This is a genomic window from Halobacillus salinus (genome assembly GCF_004684905.1).
In the GTDB taxonomy this organism is placed as follows: Bacteria; Bacillota; Bacilli; order Bacillales; family Halobacillaceae; genus Halobacillus; species Halobacillus salinus.
The window spans coordinates 78530-101832 of record NZ_SRJC01000008.1; the positions used below are offsets into that span (position 1 = coordinate 78530).

At 45.3% G+C, this 23303-nt stretch carries 31 protein-coding genes and 2 riboswitches; of the genes, 18 read left to right on the forward strand and 13 right to left on the reverse strand.

Going from position 1 to position 23303, the window contains the following annotated elements; all coding sequences use genetic code 11:
- Positions 1-111: 111 nt before the first annotated feature.
- On the reverse strand, positions 112-711 hold the full coding sequence (locus E4663_RS18155; protein ID WP_135328683.1) for a restriction endonuclease: 600 nt from the start codon (positions 709-711) through the stop codon (positions 112-114).
- A 270-nt stretch (positions 712-981) separates the two neighbouring features.
- On the opposite strand from E4663_RS18155, the gene E4663_RS20380 reads away from it, so the two are divergent.
- From E4663_RS20380 to E4663_RS18180, 5 genes are all read left to right on the forward strand, one after another.
- Positions 982-1335 (forward strand): DUF4181 domain-containing protein, encoded by a 354-nt coding sequence (locus E4663_RS20380; protein WP_135328684.1) that lies wholly within the window; start codon positions 982-984, stop codon positions 1333-1335.
- A gap of 270 nt (positions 1336-1605) precedes the next feature.
- A complete protein-coding gene (locus E4663_RS18165) occupies positions 1606-3171 on the forward strand; it encodes a BCCT family transporter (protein ID WP_135328685.1) in 1566 nt (521 codons plus the stop codon).
- A gap of 287 nt (positions 3172-3458) precedes the next feature.
- Positions 3459-4601: a stage II sporulation protein P gene (gene spoIIP, locus E4663_RS18170; protein WP_135328686.1), complete on the forward strand. Its 1143-nt coding sequence runs from the start codon at positions 3459-3461 to the stop codon at positions 4599-4601.
- A gap of 269 nt (positions 4602-4870) precedes the next feature.
- A complete protein-coding gene (locus E4663_RS18175; RefSeq protein WP_135328687.1) occupies positions 4871-6322 on the forward strand; it encodes a UDP-N-acetylmuramoyl-L-alanyl-D-glutamate--2,6-diaminopimelate ligase in 1452 nt (483 codons plus the stop codon).
- Positions 6323-6578: 256 nt separating this feature from the next.
- Positions 6579-6875, forward strand: coding sequence for a YkvS family protein (locus tag E4663_RS18180; RefSeq protein ID WP_135328688.1), 297 nt, complete (start codon positions 6579-6581; stop codon positions 6873-6875).
- Positions 6876-7004: 129 nt separating this feature from the next.
- Here the strand turns inward: E4663_RS18180 and E4663_RS18185 are convergent, their stop codons facing one another.
- Positions 7005-7535, reverse strand: a complete 531-nt coding sequence (locus tag E4663_RS18185) for a hypothetical protein (protein WP_135328689.1) — start codon at positions 7533-7535, stop codon at positions 7005-7007.
- A gap of 93 nt (positions 7536-7628) precedes the next feature.
- Between E4663_RS18185 and E4663_RS18190 the strand changes: the two genes are divergently transcribed.
- Positions 7629-8381 carry a MerR family transcriptional regulator gene (locus E4663_RS18190; RefSeq protein ID WP_135328690.1) on the forward strand — a complete coding sequence of 251 codons (753 nt, stop codon included), beginning with the start codon at positions 7629-7631 and terminating at the stop codon, positions 8379-8381.
- Between the two features lie 44 nt (positions 8382-8425).
- Here the strand turns inward: E4663_RS18190 and E4663_RS18195 are convergent, their stop codons facing one another.
- Both E4663_RS18195 and E4663_RS18200 read right to left on the reverse strand, forming a co-directional pair.
- A complete protein-coding gene (locus tag E4663_RS18195; protein ID WP_135328691.1) occupies positions 8426-8725 on the reverse strand; it encodes a hypothetical protein in 300 nt (99 codons plus the stop codon).
- Between the two features lie 94 nt (positions 8726-8819).
- Positions 8820-9422: a hypothetical protein gene (locus E4663_RS18200; protein WP_135328692.1), complete on the reverse strand. Its 603-nt coding sequence runs from the start codon at positions 9420-9422 to the stop codon at positions 8820-8822.
- Between the two features lie 513 nt (positions 9423-9935).
- On the opposite strand from E4663_RS18200, the gene E4663_RS18205 reads away from it, so the two are divergent.
- Positions 9936-10433 carry a hypothetical protein gene (locus E4663_RS18205; protein ID WP_135328693.1) on the forward strand — a complete coding sequence of 166 codons (498 nt, stop codon included), beginning with the start codon at positions 9936-9938 and terminating at the stop codon, positions 10431-10433.
- Positions 10434-10452: 19 nt separating this feature from the next.
- A complete protein-coding gene (locus E4663_RS18210) occupies positions 10453-10911 on the forward strand; it encodes a hypothetical protein (protein WP_135328694.1) in 459 nt (152 codons plus the stop codon).
- A gap of 60 nt (positions 10912-10971) precedes the next feature.
- Here E4663_RS18210 and E4663_RS18215 read toward each other — a convergent pair whose 3' ends face one another.
- Genes E4663_RS18215 through E4663_RS18225 form a run of 3 tightly spaced genes read right to left on the reverse strand, consistent with a single transcriptional unit; the run spans position 10972 to position 12828 of the window.
- Complete coding sequence (locus tag E4663_RS18215; RefSeq protein WP_135328695.1) at positions 10972-11583, reverse strand: hypothetical protein; 612 nt, start codon at positions 11581-11583, stop codon at positions 10972-10974.
- Complete coding sequence (locus E4663_RS18220) at positions 11580-12455, reverse strand: ATP-binding cassette domain-containing protein (RefSeq protein ID WP_135328696.1); 876 nt, start codon at positions 12453-12455, stop codon at positions 11580-11582. The genes E4663_RS18215 and E4663_RS18220 overlap by 4 nt, the downstream gene beginning before the upstream one ends.
- Positions 12448-12828: a GntR family transcriptional regulator gene (locus E4663_RS18225; RefSeq protein WP_079478696.1), complete on the reverse strand. Its 381-nt coding sequence runs from the start codon at positions 12826-12828 to the stop codon at positions 12448-12450. Before E4663_RS18225 ends, E4663_RS18220 begins: the two co-directional genes overlap by 8 nt.
- Positions 12829-13068: 240 nt before the next feature.
- Here E4663_RS18225 and E4663_RS18230 point away from each other — a divergent pair, with 240 nt between their 5' ends.
- Complete coding sequence (locus E4663_RS18230) at positions 13069-13440, forward strand: VOC family protein (protein WP_135328697.1); 372 nt, start codon at positions 13069-13071, stop codon at positions 13438-13440.
- Positions 13441-13513: 73 nt separating this feature from the next.
- Here the strand turns inward: E4663_RS18230 and E4663_RS18235 are convergent, their stop codons facing one another.
- On the reverse strand, positions 13514-13885 hold the full coding sequence (locus E4663_RS18235) for a DUF948 domain-containing protein (protein WP_158290537.1): 372 nt from the start codon (positions 13883-13885) through the stop codon (positions 13514-13516).
- Positions 13886-13997: 112 nt separating this feature from the next.
- Between E4663_RS18235 and E4663_RS18240 the strand changes: the two genes are divergently transcribed.
- Positions 13998-14348 carry a DUF3221 domain-containing protein gene (locus E4663_RS18240; protein WP_135328699.1) on the forward strand — a complete coding sequence of 117 codons (351 nt, stop codon included), beginning with the start codon at positions 13998-14000 and terminating at the stop codon, positions 14346-14348.
- Positions 14349-14389: 41 nt separating this feature from the next.
- Here the strand turns inward: E4663_RS18240 and E4663_RS18245 are convergent, their stop codons facing one another.
- Positions 14390-15439 (reverse strand): homocysteine S-methyltransferase family protein, encoded by a 1050-nt coding sequence (locus E4663_RS18245; protein WP_135328700.1) that lies wholly within the window; start codon positions 15437-15439, stop codon positions 14390-14392.
- Positions 15440-15558: 119 nt separating this feature from the next.
- Positions 15559-15663, reverse strand: a riboswitch (SAM riboswitch).
- 168 nt (positions 15664-15831) lie between these two features.
- Between E4663_RS18245 and E4663_RS18250 the strand changes: the two genes are divergently transcribed.
- A complete protein-coding gene (locus E4663_RS18250) occupies positions 15832-16293 on the forward strand; it encodes a nucleoside deaminase (protein ID WP_135328701.1) in 462 nt (153 codons plus the stop codon).
- 47 nt (positions 16294-16340) lie between these two features.
- Here E4663_RS18250 and E4663_RS18255 read toward each other — a convergent pair whose 3' ends face one another.
- On the reverse strand, positions 16341-16685 hold the full coding sequence (locus tag E4663_RS18255) for a hypothetical protein (protein WP_135328702.1): 345 nt from the start codon (positions 16683-16685) through the stop codon (positions 16341-16343).
- 145 nt (positions 16686-16830) lie between these two features.
- Here E4663_RS18255 and E4663_RS18260 point away from each other — a divergent pair, with 145 nt between their 5' ends.
- Positions 16831-17121 carry a hypothetical protein gene (locus E4663_RS18260; RefSeq protein ID WP_135328703.1) on the forward strand — a complete coding sequence of 97 codons (291 nt, stop codon included), beginning with the start codon at positions 16831-16833 and terminating at the stop codon, positions 17119-17121.
- A gap of 66 nt (positions 17122-17187) precedes the next feature.
- Here the strand turns inward: E4663_RS18260 and E4663_RS18265 are convergent, their stop codons facing one another.
- On the reverse strand, positions 17188-17538 hold the full coding sequence (locus E4663_RS18265) for a DUF2178 domain-containing protein (RefSeq protein ID WP_135328704.1): 351 nt from the start codon (positions 17536-17538) through the stop codon (positions 17188-17190).
- Positions 17531-17767 (reverse strand): helix-turn-helix transcriptional regulator, encoded by a 237-nt coding sequence (locus tag E4663_RS18270; protein WP_135328705.1) that lies wholly within the window; start codon positions 17765-17767, stop codon positions 17531-17533. Before E4663_RS18270 ends, E4663_RS18265 begins: the two co-directional genes overlap by 8 nt.
- A 260-nt stretch (positions 17768-18027) precedes the next feature.
- Between E4663_RS18270 and E4663_RS18275 the strand changes: the two genes are divergently transcribed.
- From E4663_RS18275 to E4663_RS19870, 4 genes are read left to right on the forward strand one after another with little or no spacing between them, the layout of a single operon-like run.
- Positions 18028-18525, forward strand: a complete 498-nt coding sequence (locus tag E4663_RS18275; protein WP_135328706.1) for a sigma-70 family RNA polymerase sigma factor — start codon at positions 18028-18030, stop codon at positions 18523-18525.
- The gene (locus E4663_RS18280) at positions 18518-19609 is read left to right on the forward strand and encodes an anti-sigma factor (RefSeq protein ID WP_135328707.1); all 1092 of its coding nucleotides are present in this window, start codon (positions 18518-18520) and stop codon (positions 19607-19609) included. Before E4663_RS18275 ends, E4663_RS18280 begins: the two co-directional genes overlap by 8 nt.
- Complete coding sequence (locus E4663_RS18285) at positions 19597-19908, forward strand: hypothetical protein (RefSeq protein WP_135328708.1); 312 nt, start codon at positions 19597-19599, stop codon at positions 19906-19908. The genes E4663_RS18280 and E4663_RS18285 overlap by 13 nt, the downstream gene beginning before the upstream one ends.
- A gap of 23 nt (positions 19909-19931) precedes the next feature.
- Positions 19932-20105 (forward strand): hypothetical protein, encoded by a 174-nt coding sequence (locus E4663_RS19870; protein ID WP_158290538.1) that lies wholly within the window; start codon positions 19932-19934, stop codon positions 20103-20105.
- 229 nt (positions 20106-20334) lie between these two features.
- Here E4663_RS19870 and E4663_RS18290 read toward each other — a convergent pair whose 3' ends face one another.
- A complete protein-coding gene (locus E4663_RS18290) occupies positions 20335-21561 on the reverse strand; it encodes an MFS transporter (RefSeq protein ID WP_135328709.1) in 1227 nt (408 codons plus the stop codon).
- A 137-nt stretch (positions 21562-21698) separates the two neighbouring features.
- Here E4663_RS18290 and E4663_RS18295 point away from each other — a divergent pair, with 137 nt between their 5' ends.
- Positions 21699-22130, forward strand: coding sequence for a MarR family winged helix-turn-helix transcriptional regulator (locus E4663_RS18295; protein WP_135328710.1), 432 nt, complete (start codon positions 21699-21701; stop codon positions 22128-22130).
- Between the two features lie 42 nt (positions 22131-22172).
- A riboswitch (purine riboswitch) is annotated at positions 22173-22274 on the forward strand.
- Positions 22275-22351: 77 nt separating this feature from the next.
- Positions 22352-23290 (forward strand): nucleoside hydrolase, encoded by a 939-nt coding sequence (locus E4663_RS18300; protein ID WP_135328711.1) that lies wholly within the window; start codon positions 22352-22354, stop codon positions 23288-23290.
- The last annotated feature ends 13 nt before the right edge of the window (positions 23291-23303 follow it).

The following is a 23303-nucleotide window of genomic DNA, read 5'->3' on the forward strand; positions in this document are numbered from 1 at the left end:
TGTTTACTACAATTAATTTATTTGATTGTTGTATTACCTAAGTATAAGAAGTGGGGGAACGTTCTTGTAAATATTGACCTTCCCCGTGAAATAGATTTCATTTCCTGCAGTTTAATCAACTGCAGGAATGAAATCTTTGATTTCTTGCTCAACATTATCTAGCCCAACAATCCAAAGGTCTACAAGCTTTAATCCATCAATTAATTCAATGTTTAGCCCCTTAACATATTTCCTTGCTGCAGGAGTGAAGGAGCCTGGAGTAATTACATAACCTGACTGAGCACCTTTTTTGACCATGTTGGAATGGACCAAAGCTATGGGTTCGTAACCAAGATCGTCTCGTTGACATTTGGCCTGTCCTAAGAATATGTTTCCGTCAATTGTATGTTCAAAATCGACTCCGAAGTCATGGGAAGGGGGAGTAACCCATGTAGAACCTCCTCTGGCTTTTTGTATAAGGTCAGCAGTGAAATGCTCAAAAGAGATGGGTTCTTGTCTAAGGTACAATGAGGAAAGTTTAGTAGTCTCATCAAGGTTTTCTTTTCTAAATCTGAGGTATAATCCCATTGCCAGTGTTTTCTTCATCTCTTCGTTAGAATCCAATTGTCTTAAGAGTAAGGTTGTTTGATAGTTATTCTTTCTCTTTGTCATTTTAAAATGTACAGCCGCAATAACCAACAGCACCCCTAGAGCTATCTCAAAATATATCATAGCTAGAGCCTCCTTATGAATGATTATTACAGTAATAGTCACTTTCCAATCTAGTTATTCAACAAGACAAAATAAATTAAAGGTATTCAATACAGAAAGAACAAATCTATTAATGTAACAAGTCATGATAACTCCTATCCTATCCACCACATCATGAACCACCATCCCAGGTAAAACTGAACCCGTCCTCTCATACATCCAACTATATAGCAGCTTTTTTAATGGAATTAAGTGGTGAGGCGATCATTTTTAATTAAGGAGAAACAAGTTATGAAGAGTTTGATAATTTTTGTGCTCGCAGTAGCCTATAATATTTCGTCAAATCGCTGGTTAACGAAAAGGTTCAATATAAAGGAAAAGAAGTCGAATTACGTGAATGAAGCTCAAAAGGTCATAGAAGTGTTTATTATCATAGCTACACTCGGTATCATATTTGTCATTCCTAGTGGTCTAAGTTCTATATATGTTGTCTTTTCCTGCCTGTCCTTAATTACGATTATTCGTATATTCATTGAGTGGAAATTTGAGAGAGAGAGCAAGGAATATATCTTATCAATAAATAATTTAATTATTTACATATTGATTGTAGTATCCATTTTTGTATTTATTAAATGGTCATTTTAGGGAAGGGGTTACCTTCTATCTGCCACGTGTTTCTGGTTATATGAACTCTCTGACGTCGACGAAAATCTTTCGTATTTTCGTGAGAAACCATACTTGTGGCCTCCTCTACTACTCACCCTCCAAAAACTAGAGAATCCTTCGAATCGCTCATAAAGAAGCCTGTTGACTAGATGTACGAACCTCTATATACTTAACGACTATGTGTGAAAAATAGACGACATGTTTCGACATGCGTTTTTCATATACTCGATCATACCTAGGGGGAAAATAATGAACGACGAATCAAGTAGTAGAATGAGAATTAATTGGATTACCTTTTCCATTAGCGGAGGCTTTCTCGTTTTATTTCTAATTATGTCTCTGTTTAACAAAACGCTGATGGGAGAATGGATCTCAAGCTCATTTGACTTTTCGGTCGTGTTTTTTGGTGCCTTTTGGCAGTTGTTACTTTTAGCTACGTTTATTGTAGGTGTAGGGCTTGCCCTTTCTAAATATGGGAATGTGAAGCTCGGCAAGATGGACCAGCCGGAGAATGGATGGTTCCGTTGGGTTTCGATGATTTTATGTACGTTGTTAGCGAGTGGTGGGGTCTTCTGGGCAGCGGGAGAGCCGATTTATCACTTCTTGTCTACGCCGCCATTGTTTGCGGAAGATGGGATGACGCCGGCGCAGGCGGTTGTTCCTGGTCTTGCGCAGAGTTTCTTCCACTGGGGATTTACAGCTTGGGCGTGTCTTGGAACGGTTGCGACGATTGTGCTGATGTATGCGCACTATCATAAAGGCTATCCGTTGAAACCGAGAACGATGCTGTATCCGATGGTTGGAGAGAAAATTTTTCATAAAAATAATGCGCTGGGTGCCGCGGCTGATATCGTTTCGGTAATTGCGGTAGCAGCGGGGACGATCGGGCCGATTGGCTTCTTGGGGCTGCAGGTCGGTTATGCGCTGGAGTACTTATTCAGCGTGCCGGATACCATTGTGACGCAGGCGATTGTGATCATTTTCTTAGTAACGATTGCTGCGATTTCGGCATCATCCGGTGTCGATAAAGGGATTCAGCTCTTGAGTCGCTTGAATGTCGGGTTGGCTGTTGTGCTTATGATCGGCATGCTGATCCTTGGACCGACGATGTTCATCATCGATTCGTTCCTTGGTGCGGAAGCTTTTCAGATTCAAAACTTCTTACGGATGAGTCTTTATCGTGGAGATAGCGGCTGGCTCGGGTATTGGACGGTCTTCTTCTGGGGATGGTTCTTAGGATTCGGCCCGGCGATGGCGATGTTCATCAGCCGTATTTCGAGAGGTCGCACGATCCGAGAGCTGATCCTTGCTGTCGCGATCATTGCGCCGATCGTCAGTAACTTCTGGTTTGCCGTTGTTGGCGGAACGGGCTTATTTTATGAGTTGGAAAGCCCTGGCGCGATTTCGACTGCTCTGAATGAGACAGGCATGCCGGCTGCAGTGATGGCGATCATGGAGCAAGTTCCGTTCGGCATGGTCATGGCGACAGGCTTCCTTCTCGTGACGATTGTATTCGTTGCGACGACCGCCGATTCGATGTCGTACTCTGTAGCCGTCACGATCACGGGGCATGTGCATCCGCCGAAGTGGCTCCGCGTTTTCTGGGCGCTTCTATTCGGTGCGATCGCGGCGACGTTGATCGGAATAGGAGAGAGCAGCATCCAGACGTTACAAAACTTCATCGTTGTGACCGCTGTTCCGGTTTCTCTCCTTCTGCTGCCGCCTGTGTGGCTCGCGCCTAAGGTAGCGAAGCGGATGGCGATCGAGCAGAATCTTGTAACGGAGAGTAAGACGAAAGATAAGAAGGTATCTTAATAGATTGGAAGCACGTCCTGATATAGGGCGTGCTTTTTTTGATTTGAGTTGGGGACGGTTCTCGTGTTTGGATGCAAGCTCAAACACGAGAACCGTCCCGAAGTGAATTTCCAAAGTGCCAGAAGGAACCGAAATGAAAACCAGGCCCGAAATGAAATGTTTTTCCAGTGAGATGATAGGCATAAATCTTTGGTTTTGTTCGAATCTATTAGAAAGATGAGATTCTAGTTATCCGCCCTGAGCATAGTGTTAATAGAGTATATATTCTGTTGAGGGGCGGTTGGGGAATGGCCAACACGGATCGCAAATATAGAGGACCTTTGTTTACTGTTCTAAAGATTTCGTTCGTTACTATATTGTGCAGCTTCTTGGTTGTGTCCATGCTAACTAGTGGTGAAGTGAAGAAGCATATCTATTCTCCGACACTGCAATCTATTTCGACTATTCTCCCTGAAAATGTTTACTTGTTGCTGATGCAGCAAGAGATCCGTTCTCTTCGGGCTTTGAGTAGTGAAGATAAGGTGAAAATGGATTGGATGGAAATAGCCACTAATGTGAAGGTTGGCGATTTTCGTAGCTTGTTAGGAAGGGAAATACCAGGTTTAGAAAGATATCATACAGAAATTATCATAGCTGGTGAGGGGACGGATATAAGCAACCTTCCAAGGGAATCTCCACCACCGTCTGAGGGTCAGTTGAGAGATCACGAAATTGTACAGGAAGAATTGGATAAGGCACATGAGGAAAACCCCCATAAAGAAACAGAAGATGTAGAGGATAAAGTGGTGTATATCTATCATTCGCATAGTTGGGAAGCGTTCAAGCCCCTGATTAAGAGTAATGACTCTACCGATGCTTCCAGCACGAATGAAGAGGTCAATGTCATTGCGGTAGGAGAAAAATTGATGAACGAATTAGAGAGTAGAGGAATAGGGGTAAGTCATAATCAGTTAGACGTAACGAAAGGGTTGAAGGAAAAGGATTGGAATTACACGCATTCCTATGAATATTCGAGAGAGTTGGTGCAAGAAGCGATTGCGCAGAATGATAAGTTGACCTACTTGATCGATATTCACAGAGATTCTCAGCCAGGTGAAGTTACTACAAAAACGATTAACGGCACAAACTATGCTCGACTCTTTTTCGTAGTAGGAAAAGAGAACAAGAATTATGAGAAGAATTTGGAGATTGCTACAAAGCTTCATAATGATTTGGAGCGAAGTTATCCAGGTTTGAGTCGTGGAGTATTTGTCAAAACGAAAGCTGAAGGCAACGGGGTATATAATCAAGATCTGACGGAAAGGGCATTGCTTTTAGAGTTTGGTGGCGTTGATAATAATATGACAGAGCTTTATAATTCCGTGGATGCATTTGCTGAAGTATTTGAGAGCTACTATAGAGGAGATGCCGAAAAAGTGAATGCAGATTAATGAAAGACATTTCTACTGGGAAAGAAAGATACAGCATTATGGGATAGTAGTTGAAACCAAACATATGCTACAGGACCATAGTGCTGAATAACCTTTCTGCACACTTTCTCCTTATTTTTTCATTACATTTAATGCGTGACTATATTAAGATGAAGGGAACACGTAACACCCTTTAAGGAAGAAGTCCGTATATAGTTATATCTGATATATTCTGATTTTTAAAACATTTAATAGATTGATAAATAGTCAAAGGTCGTGATTTTAGAAAAATGGAACTGATTGAGTTAGCTAACATCTTAGATTTCGAGCAGGAAGGGACGCTTGGTGATTTTCCGGACACTATCGTAAAAGGGTTGTCCTACAGATCACAGGATGTCCAGGAAGGCTATATATTTGTTGCGATTAAAGGCTATCACCAGGATGGTCACAACTATATTGAACATGCGATTGAAAATGGGGCTTGTGCTGTGGTCGGGGAAAAGCCGATTACAGGCTTGAAAGTTCCATATATACAAGTGGATAACAGCCGGAAAGCGCTGGGGTTAATAAGTGATCATTTCTATGATTATCCTACGCATAACAAGACCCTGATCGGCATTACCGGAACGAACGGCAAAACGACGACGAGTTTTCTTCTGAGGCATATTTTAGAAGGCAATGGCTATTCCTGCGCTTTGTTCGGTAGCACGAAGAACATTGTAAATGGAGAGTCTTTTGCAACAGCCAATACGACACCTAATTTACTCGAGATTAACAGACTCTTGTCTAAGAGCGATGACGATGTGGTGGTCATGGAAGTGTCTTCTCATGCTTTGACACAATATCGAGTTGAAGGAATTACGTTTGATTACGCCTTATTCACCAACCTTTCCCATGATCATTTGGATTATCACGATTCCATGGAAGACTATTTCGAAGCGAAGAGGAAGCTGTTCGACATGTTGAAAGCAGAGGGACAGGCAGTCATTAACACGGACGATTACTGGGGCGAGCAGTTGGCAAGCCAGCTCGAGAGCCAGGCTGTTTCCACCGTATCAATCGGGGAGAATGCGGCGAGTGATGTGAGAATAGCTGAATATACATCGACTCCACGGCAACTACTTTTAACGGAAAAACATGAAAGAGTCTCGATCGAACCGAAGTTATACGGCCTACACAACATGTACAACATCGCGATGGCTTACGGAACAGCAAGACAAATCGGAGTAGATTCAAGAGGTGCCGTCGAATCGATTGAAAGTTTTGATGGAGTGGAAGGTAGATTCAACAGGATTGAATTAGAGAGTGGAGTTACGTGCATTGTTGACTATGCTCACACGCCAGACGCTCTATTCCATAGCTTGAACGCAGCGAGGGAACTGTGTGAAGGAGATCTTATCCATCTATTCGGATTCAGAGGGGACCGAGATCCATCGAAAAGAGGCGAGATGATATCCATCTCATCTGAATTGAGCGACCGATATATCCTTACCTTTGATGACCTCAACTCTGTATCACCGAGTGAAATGGAGGAAAGCCTCATCCGTCTTCAAGAAACGTATGGGAACGAAAAGGCAAAGGTGATCACAGACCGGACGTTGGCCATAGCAGAAGCTATAAAGACTGCAGAAAAAGGCGATTGTATCCTCATCACAGGAAAAGGACTCGAGAAATACCAGCAAGACTATCATCATCCTGTCCATAATGATAAAGAAGCCGTGTTGTATTTGGGCGGGATTTGAGTTGGGGACGGTTCTCGCGTTTGGTCATTTGTTCAGCTAACTGATAAGGTTAACCTCAAAGTGCCTGTATCTTTTCTTAAGAGGCAGGCACTTTTGTGTGGAATATTCGAAGGCGGTGGGACAGATTCCCTGCCCCCATGTTCTCTAGGAAGAATGAACGTGGTCAAATAAGGGTATAGTTAATGGTAACCCCTGCCTGAATCTTGATATAATGGAAAGTGAACCGGATTACATTCATTAGAAAGGGGAAGTTCTTATGGCAGATGAAAAGTTGAGTAAAGGTTTAGTTGATGCTGCGTTCAAGAAGAAGCAAGCAGAAGAAGGAGAGAAAGTAAAAGAAGAGGAAAAAGCGACCGAAGGAGATATTATTATCTTCGAAAAAGACGGTCAACAGCTGGAAGCTATCGTAACTTCTTCTAGTTTACAAAACTCTGTTGTTTGCGACATGACTATTATGGAGAATTTTGATGAGCTCAATTTAGAGCATGAAAAAACGGTTGTCGCTCATAAAAACTACAAAATTAAACAACGCAGCAGTAATAGAAATATATAAGAAGGAGCATCGCACTTTATCGAGTGCGATGCTCTTTTTTTAGTTGGGGACGGTTCTGGTGTTTGATAGGTAAAGCCAAACACCAGAACCGTCCCCAAGTTAACGCCCCTAAGTTAAACGCCTAAGCTCCTATTTCTTCGGCCACACGAAGAGGCTTACTGCGTAGAGGAAGTCCGCTCCGAGCGCGATCGACCAGATCCGCCAGAAATTGAATAGGGCGTCTGTCCGCTCTGCGTCATTGATGAGTAGGATCATCAGCCACAGGAGGGCGGCGCCGATCGAGTAGGCAAGGATATGCTGGAGGAAGCTTTTGAAATAGTGTTGGGCATATTCCTTTCCTTTCCGTTTCTTTGGCTTCGGGCCGGTATTGGTCACGTAATATTGGAAGCGTTCATCTGCCCAAGCGATCATGCTTTTCCCGAAGGCGATGGATACACCGATGTAGAGAGCGGCCACGGCATGGATGGTGGTGGCTGTCGCTCCGCGATATAGGTCGACGCTGGTCGCGATGAGGAGCAATAAATCGATCACTGGTGTTAAGGCAAGGAGGAACAATCCTATTTTCTCCTTGCGAAAGACGTAACGGAACATCAGCCCGAGCAGGATGACGATCCAAAATCCTATTTCACTGAAAATAATCAACCAACCGATAATATTCAAAAATACCTCTCCTCTGTTTCTGCATTATGGTATTCTCATGTTAATGGATGACGTTACGTCACCTGCAAGCTTTATTTAGGAGGTCGATCAGAAATGGGCTTACATACGACGGGTGAGCTTGCGAAGCACTTGGATATCACGGTGCGTGCTGTTCGCTATTATGATCAAATCGGGTTGGTCTCGCCTGCTGCTAAGAACTCCTCCGGCAAACGGCTCTATTCGGAGGAAGAGGTCATGGAACTGGAGAAAGTCTTGCTTCTGAAGTCACTCAATATGGGTTTGGAAGATATCAAGGAGATTCTCAGGGAAAAGACGATTGCAGAAATCCTTCTCCTCAACGAAAAGAAACTGAAGGCAGAAATCGCCGACTTGGAACAGTCCCTGAGGCAGAACGAAGGATTGAAAAACTCTGTCCGGCTAGAAGGGACGATTCGCTGGGATGCGCTGCTTCCACTCGTAAGGGAAAACAAACGTAGGGCTCTTAAAAACAGGTGGGATGATCATTTCAACGAAGAAGAGCAGGCGCTTCTGACACGCGAGCTTCCGAAAATGGAAGAAGCGGATGCAACGAAGTGGATCCGTCTGATCGAACGGATCCGGTTATGTATCGAGCGGGGTATTCTCCCGGATTCGATTGACGGTCGCCTGATTGCGGAAGACTGCTTAGCTTTGTCACGAGGAATGTTCGGGGACGATCCGGAGCTCCTAGATAAATTCTGGACTGCACGGAAGTCAGAAGAAACGTCCCAAGAACTCGGCCTTTATCCCGTTTCAGCTGATGTCCTCACGTTTCTTGAGGAAGCGTTCGAGCATCTCCCTTCATCACATCAAGTTAGCGAAACATAAAGAAGTGGCTAGCAACGGCGTGTTCCGTTGCTAGCCTCTTAATTCTACTTCAACTTCTTAGAGCTAATATATTCCGACACAACAAACCCTAAATCATCATTTCCATACATCGACAACACCTCAAGCATCGTCTCCCCATCAATATGGTCCGATTCCTTCTTCGGAACAGTCAGCTCCAGCGCGTCCGCCAGTTCTTCGTTCTCTTTTTGATACGGATAGGCTTCTTTATAAACGGCTACAGGATCCAGGTCGTGGTTGATGCACCACTGGGCGAAAAGCAGAATCATCATTTTCTCGCCTTCCTGATATTTGCGGATCACTTCTTCATCGTGGCTACGGTCCATGCTGCATACCTCCTTTGGGAGCGGGAATTCTATTGGTCTGACTTCATAGTAGAATGTTTTCTTCCTATCCTATGATAGCAGATTGGGTAGGTTTTCAGGAGGTTGAACCTATTTCTTTTATTACCTGATAGAGTTCATCGGAATTGATGTAGTGGATACTATTAACTTTTTCTTCTTCAATCGTTTGTGCATTGCCTCTAACTTCTATCGTTTTACTTTCATCACTTGTGGTTTCTGTATAGGAAACCTTGACCGAAAAAGTATAATAGTCGTCTTTCTCATCGATTGTTATACCTTCTGTTTTCAACTGACCATCTGGGTACGCGGCTTTTATGAAATAATCTGCATCAGGGCTGTTTATAAAGGAAGCTTCATAGAACTTCTCCGTTACATAGGGTTTATAATGTTGTTCAAAGTGTTCCGCATAATGATTAAGGTGCTTTTTGTACTCTTCGTTTTCAATATCCGTGTTCTTCATCCCGTTTAATGCTTCTTTCAACTTTTCATCCGGTCCGTTGAATGTAGCCTCTATAGCGCCTCGTATATTTTGTTCACTCTTACTTCCATCGTTTGTTTCTTGGGTTTCTTCCGTTGACGATCCGGAAGTGGTTTTCGTTTCTTCGGAAGAGCTTGAATTAGAGCAGCCGATGGCTAAGAACAGTAATGAAAAGAAGGAGACAAATACGAAATATTTCATAATGTTGTTCAAAATAAAAACCTCGCTTGTTTGGAATTTCTTACTCACTTATTTTCTACAGAGTAAGAGGCGTGTTTTTTCTACTAATTAATCAAGAGAATAATTTCAACGAAAACAACATGATATATGGACTTAAGAGTAGTATTACACTCCCGTATATTAGTTTTCTACCTCCTATAATCATGGCAAATCCCCAACTGAAAATACTACAGATAAAGGAAATGATCAGGGTAACTACGATACCGTATTCTATTATTAATGGGAGGAATAACGAAAGTAAACCTGCTGCAACGATCGTCCAATAAATTATTAAAGGGGCTTTATTTGAGTTCATTTTCTCTCCTCCTAGTTGAATTCTAGAACATGACCTGCCTATGATAACCTCATTTTCCATAAATTTCAATGGTAATGGTGGAAGGTGTGGCGAGTATACAAGAGGAAATTTATTGAAACGTGTGCTTGGGATTTCTCGTAAAACAGAGAGAGAGAAAGTTAGGTGTTGGAGGATTTATCATGAAATATATTATGCCAATCGTGTGTTTCTTTATTTTAGGGTTTGTCACAAATGAAGTATTCTTTGATAGGGACGATGGACGTACCGATGAGGATGCGTTCTTTAACGTCCGTTTTGTCCTTAAGGAGGAGTTGAACGGGCCGTCGGAAGAGTTGAAGGAGGTCTATGACGGGGAGGAGGAAGCGGCTCTTCGCCAGTATAAGGAGGAGAATGTAGCGATGCATGTGAGTGAGGATTTTCTTTCGTCTTATGCGTTCTATGATTTGGTCGAGCGTGCGTATGAAAATGGATATACGCTCGAGACTGGAAGTATGACGATTGACAAGGTGGAACCAGACGAGGGGATGTATGAAGCTACGGTAGAGGTGTCGTATTCGAAGGAGGATGAGAGTGGAACGGTCAATATGGAAGCGGATCTGGAGACCAATCAGGATGGGAAGGTTACTGATATCGAGTACTCAACCTATAATGAATTGTATCGTGCTATAGGAGAGTAAAGAGTGGAGGCAGACAGAAGTGGAAACGGCTGTGTTATTTTACAAAATAGAAAAAGAGATGGTTACTGCAGAGGATTATGTGATGTGGGCGTACTCCATGTTGGAAAAGGGGTTCAGCTCTCCTTCGCTTGGTATTTTGGCTTCTTTCGACAAGGCGAGTAACTTGTTCGAAGTGGAGGGTTATTTTCACAAGAGTTGTCGTGAACTTGAGATTGATACCTCTCCTGGATATGAAGTGTGTGCGAGGGCGTATATGAGGGTGCTGGCGGAGGAGATCGGGAAGAGGGAGCAGCCATCTGAAGTCTATGAGCTTGCGTACGAAATGTTTCATATCGTCAGGGAACTAGATTATCCGGAAGATTTGATGGTCTGGTATGACATCAGTGAGAAGATTGATGGGGTGCTGTATGATCCAGCGAATTCTACCATAGACTCGGCCGGTTTGGTATTGCTAATTAAAAGAACTGCAAAAAGTTGAACGTGCCAGCGTGAACCCTCACTCGACAAAGGTTTCACACTGGCACGTTCTTTTTCTATTTTAACTTTTCAACGGAATTCGAGAGATGACACGTGGCAGAATCAGTAACACTGCAGCAAGTAGGGCGACTACTAGTGCAAATACGGCCGATTCTGATAGGTTGAAGGCTTCCGTTACAATCGTTATTCCATTAAATATAGCGAGGGCACTGATCAAGCCTAGTATCGAGGTGTACCATTTTTTCAATTGAAAACCGACGGCACAAATCCAACCTGTCAAGAAATAGAGCGGCATATACAAGTACTCTGTCAGGACGGTGAGCAGGGAGACACTATTTCCGAAGTAGCTGAAGGAAACTATAATCGGAATCAGCAGGAACAGGGAGATGATACTCATGGCCCCTGTGTAGGCCCAGAAGAATTGTTTTCTGGTGAGACCTTGCGATACATACAGTTTCGTTGATGTTAGGGGATACACAATTCCCATGATCAGTAGGTAGATGTTGATCGTGTATCTGATGGAATCCGACATCCAGAAGGAGAGGGTTTCCTCGGTGTTTGTCGCCGTAAATATAGTGATTAAGATCGTCACGATCAAGGCATAGATTCCTATGAACCAGCCTGTCGACTTAGCTTGGATAGGGAGTAGGATTTTCAATGCTCTTTTGGTCATGAATCGCGTCCTCCTTCTTCTGTCATGTAGATGAATAAATCTTGAAGGGACGGCTGGGAGAGTTCAAGGCCGTTTTCTTTGGCAGCCTGACGTTCCTTTTCTGACAGCTCTCCGAATAATACGGCTTCTTTCTGTCGTCCCAAGGTACGCTCAGACAAGACTTCGCGATTGTCTATGAAATGGTCGACATCTTCTATGAAACCGATAACCGTCGTGCCTCTTTGGCGCAGGGCATCACTTTCATCGTGGACGAGTACCTGCCCCTTATTAATGATAATCGCTTCGCTGAAGAGCCCTTCCATCTCATTGACAAAATGGGTGGAAAATAAGATGAGCTTCGGACGCTCCATATAATCTTCTAAAAGTTCGTTGATGAACAACTTGCGCATGGCGGCATCCATTCCGAGGTACGCTTCGTCATAGACAGTGATCGGTGCCTGGCTTGCTAATCCTATCATCACATTTACTGCCGAGCGCATGCCGTGACTGAGGGCACCGACTTTCTTTTTCACGGGGATGTCAAACAGCTTTATCAATTTCTCAGCATAGGCAGCATCCCAGTTGGGGCGTAGTGCTGCAGCTATTTTAATCTTATCTTTCACTTTGATTTCATTCTCGACTTCACTCTTACTATCATGTACAAAGGAAATCTTCGGCATGATGTTCGCGTTCTCGTATGGGTCTTCCCCGGAGATGGTCACGGTACCGGAGGTTGGTCTGCGGTAGGCACAGAGCAAGGATAAAAAGGATGTTTTTCCTGCGCCGTTTCTGCCTAGCACCCCGCAAATTCCTTCTTCCGGAAGTTGGACACTTACGTTGCTGAGGGCAGCGTTCTTTCCGTATTGGAGGGACACATTTTCAAAATTAATCATTTTCTTCTCCTTTCCATGCACGATCAATCATCTCTTGGACCTCTTGTTGGCTGAGGCCGAGTGGTTTTGCTATCGCGATCAGTGGTTCGATTTGTTCTTTGAGAAATGTTTTGGAAAAGCGTTTCTTGAGTTTCTCGGGAGCATCGGGACTGACGAACATGCCGACGCCCCTTTTTTTATAAATGATTTCTTCATCCACTAGAAGATTTATTCCTTTCAGTACGGTAACAGGGTTGATGTTGAAGTGCTTTACTAGTTGACTGTTGGACGGGATCTGGTCTTCAGGCTTTAAGAGTCCGTTGAGAATATCCTCTTCGATCGACTCTTTGATTTGAAGGTAAATGGGGCGGTTGTTGTCGAGAGCTGATTTCATGATTTCTCCTTTCACTTATGGTCTTATCGTTTACTGGTGTTATATAAGAGTATAAGACCTGAGGAGGGAAATAGCAAGCATTATTTTTAACGTAGTTTGCCCGCCATGACAGTGCTCCGTCCACTATTACAGTTACGGCATGGCAGTTCGGTCTTGTTTCAGAGTAAAAGGGTCCTGGAAGAAGGTATTACAGTAGAAAAGTAGAAGTTGTTATGTAAGTAGACTTAAGGAGGAGATGACATGGAATTAGGCGCATTTTCCATCAGTTTGAGTGTGAAAGACATCCATCGATCGAAAGACTTTTATGAGAAACTGGGGTTCGAAGCGACTGGCGGAAACGTGGATCAGAACTGGGTCGTTATGAAAAATGGAGATAAGGTGATCGGGCTCTTTCAGGACATGTTTGAGAAAAATGTGCTGACGTTCAATCCTGGATGGAACAATAGAGCGGAGGAGCTGGATAGCTTCACGGATGTTCGTGATTTGCAAAAAGAGCTGAAGCATAGGGGTGTAGAGCTGATCAAGGAAGCGGATGAAATGACGGAGGGGCCTGAGCATATTACGTTGGAAGACCCGGATGGCAACCCGATCTTGATCGATCAACACCGGTAAGCGTACATACGACGATTTCGAAAGTAAAAACGTTGCCTGGCCCCATGGTTCGTGGGGCTGGCAACGTTATTTTTTACTTCAATTTGATTCGGAGCGGCTTGTTTTCGTCTGTTTCCTGGGTGTGGACGGTTTTCCTGCTATCCTTCAGGGCAGCTCTGTTTTTGATGGAACTGGTTACGTCGTGCAGCATGTCCCCGACGTCATGGACGGACTCGATCAAAGGATCGACTGCCTCCATTTTTCCTTTTACATCAGCGGAGATTTCGTTCGCTTCGTGTATCAGCTCTTCTGCTTCATCTGTAATGGTGTTCACGGATTTGCGAGCGTCTGAGAGTGTTTCTTTTGTTTCGGCCAATGTTCCCATCAGTTTCCGTAAGGTCAGAATCAAAAAGACGACGAGCGCGACGAACGCGATTGCTGCAATGGTAACACTCCATTCGATCATGGAGACCATCTCCCTTCTTCTCTCTCATTCTATGGGGGAGATGGCTCGGACATTCCTCCACTACTGCTAGAAGTTTGCAGGGCGATATTTTAATAAAGAGAGGAGTTTCTTATTGAAGAGAGGTCTATTCGTTATGTTCCTTCTCATCGTTTTTGTTTTGGGATGTAGTCCATTTTCCGAAAAACATGAAGGGTTTATAGTAGCTAAGCAAAAAGGCAATGATAACTTCTCGATCACAGTGGTTTCTGGTATAGAAAAAAGTTCTATCACTGATTCTTCAGAGGAAAATATGTTCCAACTAGCAGATAGAGGAGGGGATGATGCTATAACGTTTACTGTCAGTGAAGAAGAGTATGAACAGGCTGAGCTGAAGCACAGAGTGGTTGTACGTTATAGTTCTTCTGGAATGGCGGAGTCTTATCCACCTCAAACTACTGCGGACGATGTGGAGTTTGTAGATTAATGGTTAAAGCCCCTTTAGATTCTAAAGGGGCTTTTTTTAACTTAAGCTTTCGTCTTATATTCCGTGATGTGATCCTGGAGCGAATCGTCTTTACCGAACAGGAAGTGCTTCTCCATATCAGGTGAATACGTCGAGTTCACGGCAGTACGTCCGACGGTTTCTGCCACTTCACGGAGCATAGATGGAGACGCTCCGCAGCAGAGGCCGAGGTAGTTGACGCCGATGCTGTGCGCTTCTTTCGCCCACTCGGCAAGCTCGTAACGGTTCGTGTAGAGCGGGTCGAGCGACGTCGGGAACGTTGTTTCAGTCGGGATGCAGCAGGAACAGCCTCCGTCTGGCAGGTTGAAGAAGGTCGGGTGTTCTTCCGTCGTGCGGTACGGGATCGGCAGGGCACCGACATAACCGTCGACCGTGTTACGGATTTTTTCTACATATGGCTGCATCGTTGCTGGTCCGCGGAAGCAGTTCATTCCGACGACGAGTGCGCCTTTTTCTTTTAACAGACGGCACGCTTCTTCGACTTCATAGCCGTCGCGCAGGATGTTTTCGCCCATCAGGCCGAATGTGATGACGGCAGGGAGGTCTTGTTTCTGGATTTCTTCGAGTGCGATCAGCGCTTCTTCGTAGTAATAGAAGGTTTCGCCGTTCACGAAGTCGACGCCTTCTTCCTTGCACCAGCTAATCATCTCGGCGAACATGCTTCTCGTTTTTTCAATCGATTCCGGGTCGTCCGGATTGAACAGGTTCGTGTTGGAGATGTTCCCAGCTACGAGTGCTTCTTCTTCCGGGTGCTCCGCGGCTACTTCTTTGGCGAGGCGGATAGCCTGGCGGTTGAGCGGCTCGAGCAGTTCCTCTTTGCCGATGATCCTCATTTTCTCTCGGTGGCCGTTATACGTGAAGGCGAGGACGACGTCGGAGCCTGCGAGCATATAATCGCGATATGTCTGCTTCAGTGCCTGCGGGTTATCGAGCGCGACTTCTGGTACGAAGGAGCCAGCCTGCAAATAGCCGCGGCGCTCCAGTTCGAATAAGTATCCTTCTCCACAAATGACGGGTCCATCCTGCAAACGTTGTTCCAATGATCGTTTCATGTTCATCAACCTTTCTATTTTGTATGTGAAAGCAAATCCCCCTGGAGAGGACGCTGACTTTCTTCGGAAAAAAATAAAGGACCTCCTCGAATAAGGAAGTCCTTTATGTATAAAGAATCTCCTTATCTTCAAGGCATCACTACTGCCTTCTGGATTTAGCACCGTGCCGATGGCTGGTTGCTGAGGTATCAAAGGGCCAGTCCCTACACCTCTCTGGATAAGTTTTGTTATATGATTGGTTAACTATTTCGCTTGCGATTTACAATACAGGAAATTGAAGTGAGAATCAATGCAATTTTCAGAAAAAATATCCTTTTTTACAATGTAAGCGGTATCCGTGTAAGATGGGGGTGAATCTTTTATAATAAAAGAAAAAGAAATGGAGTGCTTCTATGACATACAACGATGAATATTTCATGAAAATAGCAATCGAGCAGGCATCAAAAGCGAGAGCGGAAGGGAACGAACCCTTCGGTGCAATCCTGGTGAAAGGCGATGAGATCGTCAAGATCGCCGAGAACAAAGTTCATACCCACTCAGACCCTACGTATCATGCGGAAATCGGGCTGATCCGGGACTTCTGTTCCGAGAACCAGCTGTTCGATTTGCAGGAATATACCTTGTACACGAGCTGCGAACCTTGCGTGATGTGCTCCGGTGCGATGGTTTGGTCCAACCTTGGAAAATTGGTCTACAGCGTGGAACACGATCAATTAGCGGAGATCGCAGGGGACAACATCATGATCTCCTGTGAAGAGGTATTCGGCAAAAGCCCGATGCAGCCTACGGTGGCAGGGCCGGTACTGAATGAAGAAGGTTTGAAAGTTTTTGATGGATACACATTCGGTGAATGATAATACGTAACCCCAGGCAATCCCTTTGCCTGGGGTTTTTTAGTTTTTCAACTAACGTTTACTACTTCAAACTTCAATCGATCTAGATCCCAGACAGCTTCCTCATAGTCTTTGTTGACTCTGAGGTCTATTTTTTGCCCCTCGTCATAGTTTTCCGGATGAGAGACTCGTACAGTTTGGGACGTCGGTGTACCGTTGAATCCGAAATTATTGGCTGGGGAATCTGGATCGCCAGTGGTCGACCATACAACGATATCGATTTCCATATCACCGGTTTCTTTGTTGATTTCTGTTATGTCTCCTTTTATATATGTGCCATCTTCCATATGGATTTTATCTATCCAAATAACAACTAAAACCGCAATAAGGAAGAACATGATCCACTTCTTCAATTGGTTCTCCTCCTCGAACTTGTTATGTATAAATTCACTCTAACATGGTTAACGCTACCGCTACAATCATACAGATACTTCCATTAAAATAGAAACTTATGGTAGTGTGGAATTAGTAGATATAAGAAACAGAAGGAGATTTTAGATGAGAGCATTCTTCTTAGTAATCGCATTAATAGTCAATCTGCTCTATATCTCCCTCTCCCTTTTTGGATTGGACACGTGGTTGGGGATAAGAGTAGGGACTTATAATGTGTTGTTCGGGATCTTGTTAGTTTCGAGTTTCATTTTTTCATTGATTGTCTTTTTGAAAGGGAAGCGGGGCGAGGCCGGTTCTGTTCCAGTGTTGTCTTTGGTTGTGCTCTTCCTTAGTGTTGGAACGCTTGGCTGGTATGCCTTTCTTAATGTCCTTGGGTTGAGTATGGGTGGTTTTTGATGTGGATTTAAATTGGGGACGGTTCTGGTGTTTGAATTTCAAACGCCAGAACCGTCCCCATTTGAATTAAGTGAAATCTCTTCTATATTGGATAGCCATGAATAGGCCGCCAGCTAGGATGGCGAATCCGTATTTGAACAAGAAGAAGATGTTCCACATATATTCTTTCGGGAAGACCATGTCACAAAAGATAACGGTAAGGAGCATGAAGAAACTGCTCTTCAAGAAGATTGTATTGGTCCGCTCGTCTTCCGTCCCGATTTTCTTGTAAAATACATAAGCAAAAATAATACTCACAATGAGAAGCAAGAACCCGATTCCGAGGAGAATGTTCCAATTCCCCGATGATTGTTCTGCCCAGGATCTTAAGGGAGAAAAAATGGCGTTATGAATTTTCGGTAGTAGCTTATCATTCATTTTGGTCATCACCTTTCGAATAAGTAAAAACGTCGTTTACATCCACATCAAAGAAATCTGCGATACGAAACGCCAATAACATACTTGGAACATAGTTCCCTTTTTCCATTACGAAGATGGTTTGCTTGGAGACCCCGACTTGCTTTGCTAATTCTTGCTGTGACATTCTGGCAAGAACACGATATTCGTACACCTTATTTGATATCGAATCACCAAAATCTTTCTTCATGCTCCTCACCTCTTGGAAATAATTATAAACCAACTTTTTACATAAAGTAAAGTAAACTTATACAAAAGTACATAATATTTTTAAAAAAGGGTGGATTGCTTTGATTTGAGCGCTTGAGTTGGGGACGGTTCTCGTGTTAACCAAACACGAGAACCGTCCCCAACCCAAAAACTGCACGATCAAAAAATGGAATTTATTTCTCTTCAGCCTGCAACTTTTCCATTTGCTTATCCGTTGATTAGAGAGGAGGGGGAGATGCTTTGGATATCAATCAACTTTATAAGCTGTACATAAACGATGTCTATCGTTATCTTCTTTCTCTTTCAAGGGATCAGAGTTTGGCGGAGGATCTGACGCAGGATACGTTCATGAAGGCCTACGGGGCTTTGGAGAAAAGTCCTCCGAAAGCGATGAAATCATGGCTTTTGAAAATCGCTTATCACACGTTCATCGACTACGTGAGGCGGAACAAGAAGATGGACATCGAAGAGCCGGGATATTTTTTAAACATAAAGACGGGCGCGTCCGCCGAAGAGGAAGTCCAGAAAAAAATCGACAAAGAAGAGCTCTATACTAGACTCGATCAGCTGAAGGAAGTTCAGAAACTGGCGATTCTTTTATGCGATTTGAAGGGCTACACCTACCAACAGGCGGCGGCTGCGCTGTCGCTGAATGAGAATACATTGAAGTCCCACATTTTCCGTGGAAGGGCTAAATTGAAGCAGCTTTACAAGAAAGGGAGTGACGGGGATGAATGAAGATTGGAAGCAGAGGTTGAAAGATTACTATGATGGCAACCTTTCCGAACAGGAAGCGGAAGAGGTGGAGAAGGAGCTTGAGAAGCTGGATGCTTATCAAGAGGTCATGGCGGAGGAATTGCAGCCTGCTAAAGAGGAGAAGGAAGAGATATCGTCGGATAAAGCAGGTAGAATCATCAAGAACAGCATCCGTAATGCGCGTTTTTCAATGACCGCTTTTGTAACGATGATTATTCTCTTGATTGTGCCGGTCTTGATGATGGCAAGCTATCTTTATTATGGGTGGGGGCAGAAGGCGGAGGACCTCATCCAAGTCGCGATCCAGACGGTATATGTGACCGAGCCGAACGTCAGCTTGGAGGAGATGGATGTTGAGCGGACATTCGGTTTGTTCACCTTCGATGTGGATATGGATGTCTATAAGCGCGTCGGGAGAAACGATATCTCATTAGGAGATTGGGAGGTTTCCTACAACTTCTCGGAAGCAGAATCTCCGAAGCGTAACTACATCATCGAGAATCCACCAAAGGATATCCCGAGACCGGAGACGCAACAACTTTTTCACCCAGATGCAGCGATTTCGAACCATGAAATGAACCCGTTCATCGAGCTGGATAAACTGCCGGAAGGAACGGTTGCGGAAGTATTCATCTCGCTTGAGGATACGTATTCGCCTGATGATATGCGCAGTGTGCTGGAGGAAGTGGATGCGGAATGGGTATGGTATGCGATTGATACGGGGCTCGAAGCGAAGGGGGAAAGTTCAGAAGGCGGCTATCTTCCACCAATTGGCTATCCTGCCAAACCTGACCCGGATGGCTGGTCTCCATACAATTCGAGGGAACAGAACGAGGAACAATTCATGGACAGTCTACGTTTCTTGGAAAAGTACGAAAGCCAAGCGACGACGCTTGCCCACGCGAAGTGGCTCGACCTGGATGAAAGAATTGACTACCTGGAAGCGAATGGACTGAAAGCTTACGGTGGCGTAGTGACTGGGCCGACGAAAGAGTTGCTGAAGCTGCGGGATAATGAAGCGATACGAGAGGTCCATATCGGGGAGGTGCGTCTATGGAACTGGTAAAGAAGAAAAAGAAAGTGAAGCTCGGGGAAACGAGGCTGGGTGTAGTTTCTTTCGTTTGTGCGTTGCTCACGCTTGCGTATTTGAATATTTTTCTATTAACCTCAGGAGGCCCCGACCCGTTTTCGAATCTGTTCTTGCAAGTCGTTCCGACGGTTGGGGTCCTTACGGGGTTGATAAGCTTGATCAAAGTGAATCATCGAAGGACGTTCACGTGGTGGGCGCTCGGTTTGTACGGGTTCATGTTTGTTTGTATTCTCGTGATCGGGTTTGTGGAGTTTGCGACGTATACGAAACCTTAATAGATAGAAAGTGGAGGGATATCTTGGGGAATAAATGGTTTATGTTCGTTTTGTTCTTAGTCGCCGGATCATTTATAGTAAACATTTTTATAGATAATGAATCCGTGTCTACAATTATTAATGTTGTCGGATTTGTGGTTCTTGCTGCTGTGGCTGTTTATTTAAGGAGGGCGCACGGTCGTCGTTCAGAGAGGTGAATGTTGTATAAAACAAGAAGAGGAGCTTGGTTTCCAAGCTCCTCTTCTTGTTTTATCTTTATTGTTAATTAGAGTTCGGGTTTGCTGCTTTCAAATTACGTCTTACAAACAGCAGAACCGTCCCCGATCGAAATGCACGTTCAAAATGCTAACGCGAGAACCGTCCCCAACAAAAGCGCCCAACAAAAGCGCCCAACAAAAGCGCCCAACAAAAGCGCACAAATCAAAATCAGTGAGCCTCCGCTTCATCCACATGATGGATGTGCTTCTGGTTCATCATCACAAACACCACTGACAACAGAACCACCACCGCGCCGGTGTAGAACGGGACGCTTGGGTTGAAGATTTCGGAAAGTTTGCCGGCTAGGAACGGAGCAAGGGCACCGCCTAGGAAGCGCAGGAAACTGTAGGCTGCGGACGCAGTCGAGCGTTCGACTTCGGTTGCGTTCATGACGGCTGTCGTGATCAGCGTGTTGTTGTTTCCGAGCAGGGCGCCGGCGAAGACGACGGCTGCGATGACGACCCACTGGGTGGATGTCCAGATGCCCATTGCTGCTAGAGTCAGCGCGAATAGGACGAGCATAAGCGCCATCGATTTGACGGTGCCGATCCATTTCTGAAGCTTCGGTGCCACGAAGACGGACGTGATGGCAAGCAGGATTCCCCAGCCCAGGAAGACCATGCCGAGACCGTGTTCATCTAACCCCAGGACGAATGGGGAAAAGGCGAGTAACGTGAAGAATCCGTAATTATAGAGAGCGGCTGTGATGCCTAAGACGAATAACGGGCGGTGCTTCAAGGCACGGAACGGGTCGGCGAGCGACGACTTCTTCTTTTTCACATTGGTACTTGCAGGTGCTTTCGGCATCAGCGTTGTGAGTCCGACGAAGGCGATCACCATTAGTGTGGCGACACCGAGGAACGGGCCTCTCCAAGACATCGCGCCGAGCCATCCGCCGAGAAGCGGACCGACGGAGATACCGAGTCCGATCGCTGCTTCGTATAAAATGATTGCTTTGGCGTTCCCGCTGTTTGATAGCGTGACGATCGCTGTCAGTGCGGTTGCGACGAACAGGGCGTTGCCGAGTCCCCAGCCTCCGCGCAGGAAGACGAGTTCCCAGATGCCGTTCGATAGGCCTCCGAGTCCGGAAAATAGGGCGATGATGACGATACCGGATAGGAGCGTCTTTTTCATGCCGATCCGGGAAGTAATCACGCCGGTCACGAGCATCGCGACTGCCATTACGGCATTATAGCTGGTGAATAGAAGGGTCACCTCACTTGGTGCTGCATCGAGCTGAGTGGCAATCGCCGGGAGGATCGGGTCGACGAGACCGAGCCCCATGAAGGCGATGATACAGGCAAAAAAGACAGCCCATACGGCTTTCGGCTGTTTTAATATACTAGGCTCTTCTGCGATTGAAATCGGAGGAACCGGTTTCGATTGTGTAGACATCGTAGCATTCTCCTTTAAAATAGTTGTATTATACAATCAATAACTTGTATGATACAACTATATTCTTTTCGATGTCAAGACGAGTGGGTGGATATGTTATGCTTGGACGTACAAGCATGTAAATCGAGGTGTCTAGGATGAGTGACGAATCCGTTGAGTTGATCGAGCGACAAATCACAGATTTTGTACGAAGAATTGTCATGACAGAACAGAGGGAAGGGCGGATGGAGCGCTCGGCATATATTTTGTTGAGACAGCTATCGACGTACGGCCCGGCCGGGGTCAAAGCGTTAGCGGAAAACCTCCAATTGGATATCTCCACTGTCAGCCGCCAAGCTTCTGCTTTGGTGGAGAAGGACTATGTGGAGAAGCTCCCGAACCCGGATGACAAGCGTTCGTATTTTTATAAAATCACCGAGCTCGGTTCCGAGGAACTGGAAGGGAACCGGCGTGAGCGCTTCGAGCGGTTGGAAGAGATGCTCGAGGGGTGGACGGAAGAGGAGCAGGAGACGTTCGGTCGCTTGCTCAAGCGGTATAATGAGACGGCGAATGAGCGGTTGAATCTATAATCGAAGTTTCTTGCCTCCACAAACCCCCTCTGCTAAAATGAAGACAATTAAATCAGCATTCCTTATATATATGTGGAAAGATGGCCCACACGTTTCTACCCAGCTGCCGAGAAAAGCTGGACTATAAGGAGAGAATCGCGCGGCGAGACCTCTTTCCTTTTTTATATTCTGGGAAAGAGGTCTTTTTTTTCGTGCAAACATAAGAAGGGTGGAAATGGATAATGAAGAAAAACGTATATTTGAACCATGATGGTGGAGTCGACGATCTTGTGTCGCTTTTCCTTTTATTACAGATGGATGATGTGGAATTGACGGGAGTGGGCGTTATTCCTGCCGATTGTTATTTGGAGCCGGCAGCATATGCGAGCCGTAAGATCATCGACCGCTTTGGACACGGGCAGTCGGTCGAAGTGGCAGCATCGAACTCGCGCGGCGTGAACGCGTTCCCGAAAGACTGGCGTATGCACGCGTTCTACGTGGATGCTCTACCTCTTTTGAATGAAAAAGGGAGCATTGATGCGCCGCTTGCCGAGCTTCCAGCTCATCAGCACCTGATTGAGACGCTGCGGAAAACGGACGAGCCGACGACACTTGTGTTCATCGGACCGCTGACGGATCTTGCCCGTGCACTGGATGAAGCGCCGGATATCGAAGAAAAAATCGAAAAGCTGATCTGGATGGGCGGTACGTTCCTTGAGGTCGGAAACGTCGAAGAACCGGAGCACGACGGAACAGCGGAATGGAACGCTTTCTGGGATCCTGAAGCGGCGAAGCGTGTCTGGGACAGCTCAATCGTCATTGACCTTGTTGCGCTTGAGAGCACGAACATGGTGCCATTGACGCTAGATGTCCGTCAAAACTGGGCGTCACAGCGTGAAGACTTGGGGATCGATTTCCTCGGTCAGTGCTATGCAATGGTTCCGCCGCTCGTTCACAACCAGACGAACTCGACTTACTTCTTGTGGGACGTGCTGACGACGACAACGGTAGGTAATGAAGAACTCGTGAAGAAAAGAACGGTGAAGAGTATCGTGCATGATAGTGGCGTGAGTCAGGGAAGAACGGAGCTATCTGAGGACGGCCGTGAAGTGAATCTTGTGTATGAAGTGGATCGTGATGCGTTCTTTGACTATGTGACGGAGCTTTCTAGACAGGGTTGAATTTAGGTTGGAT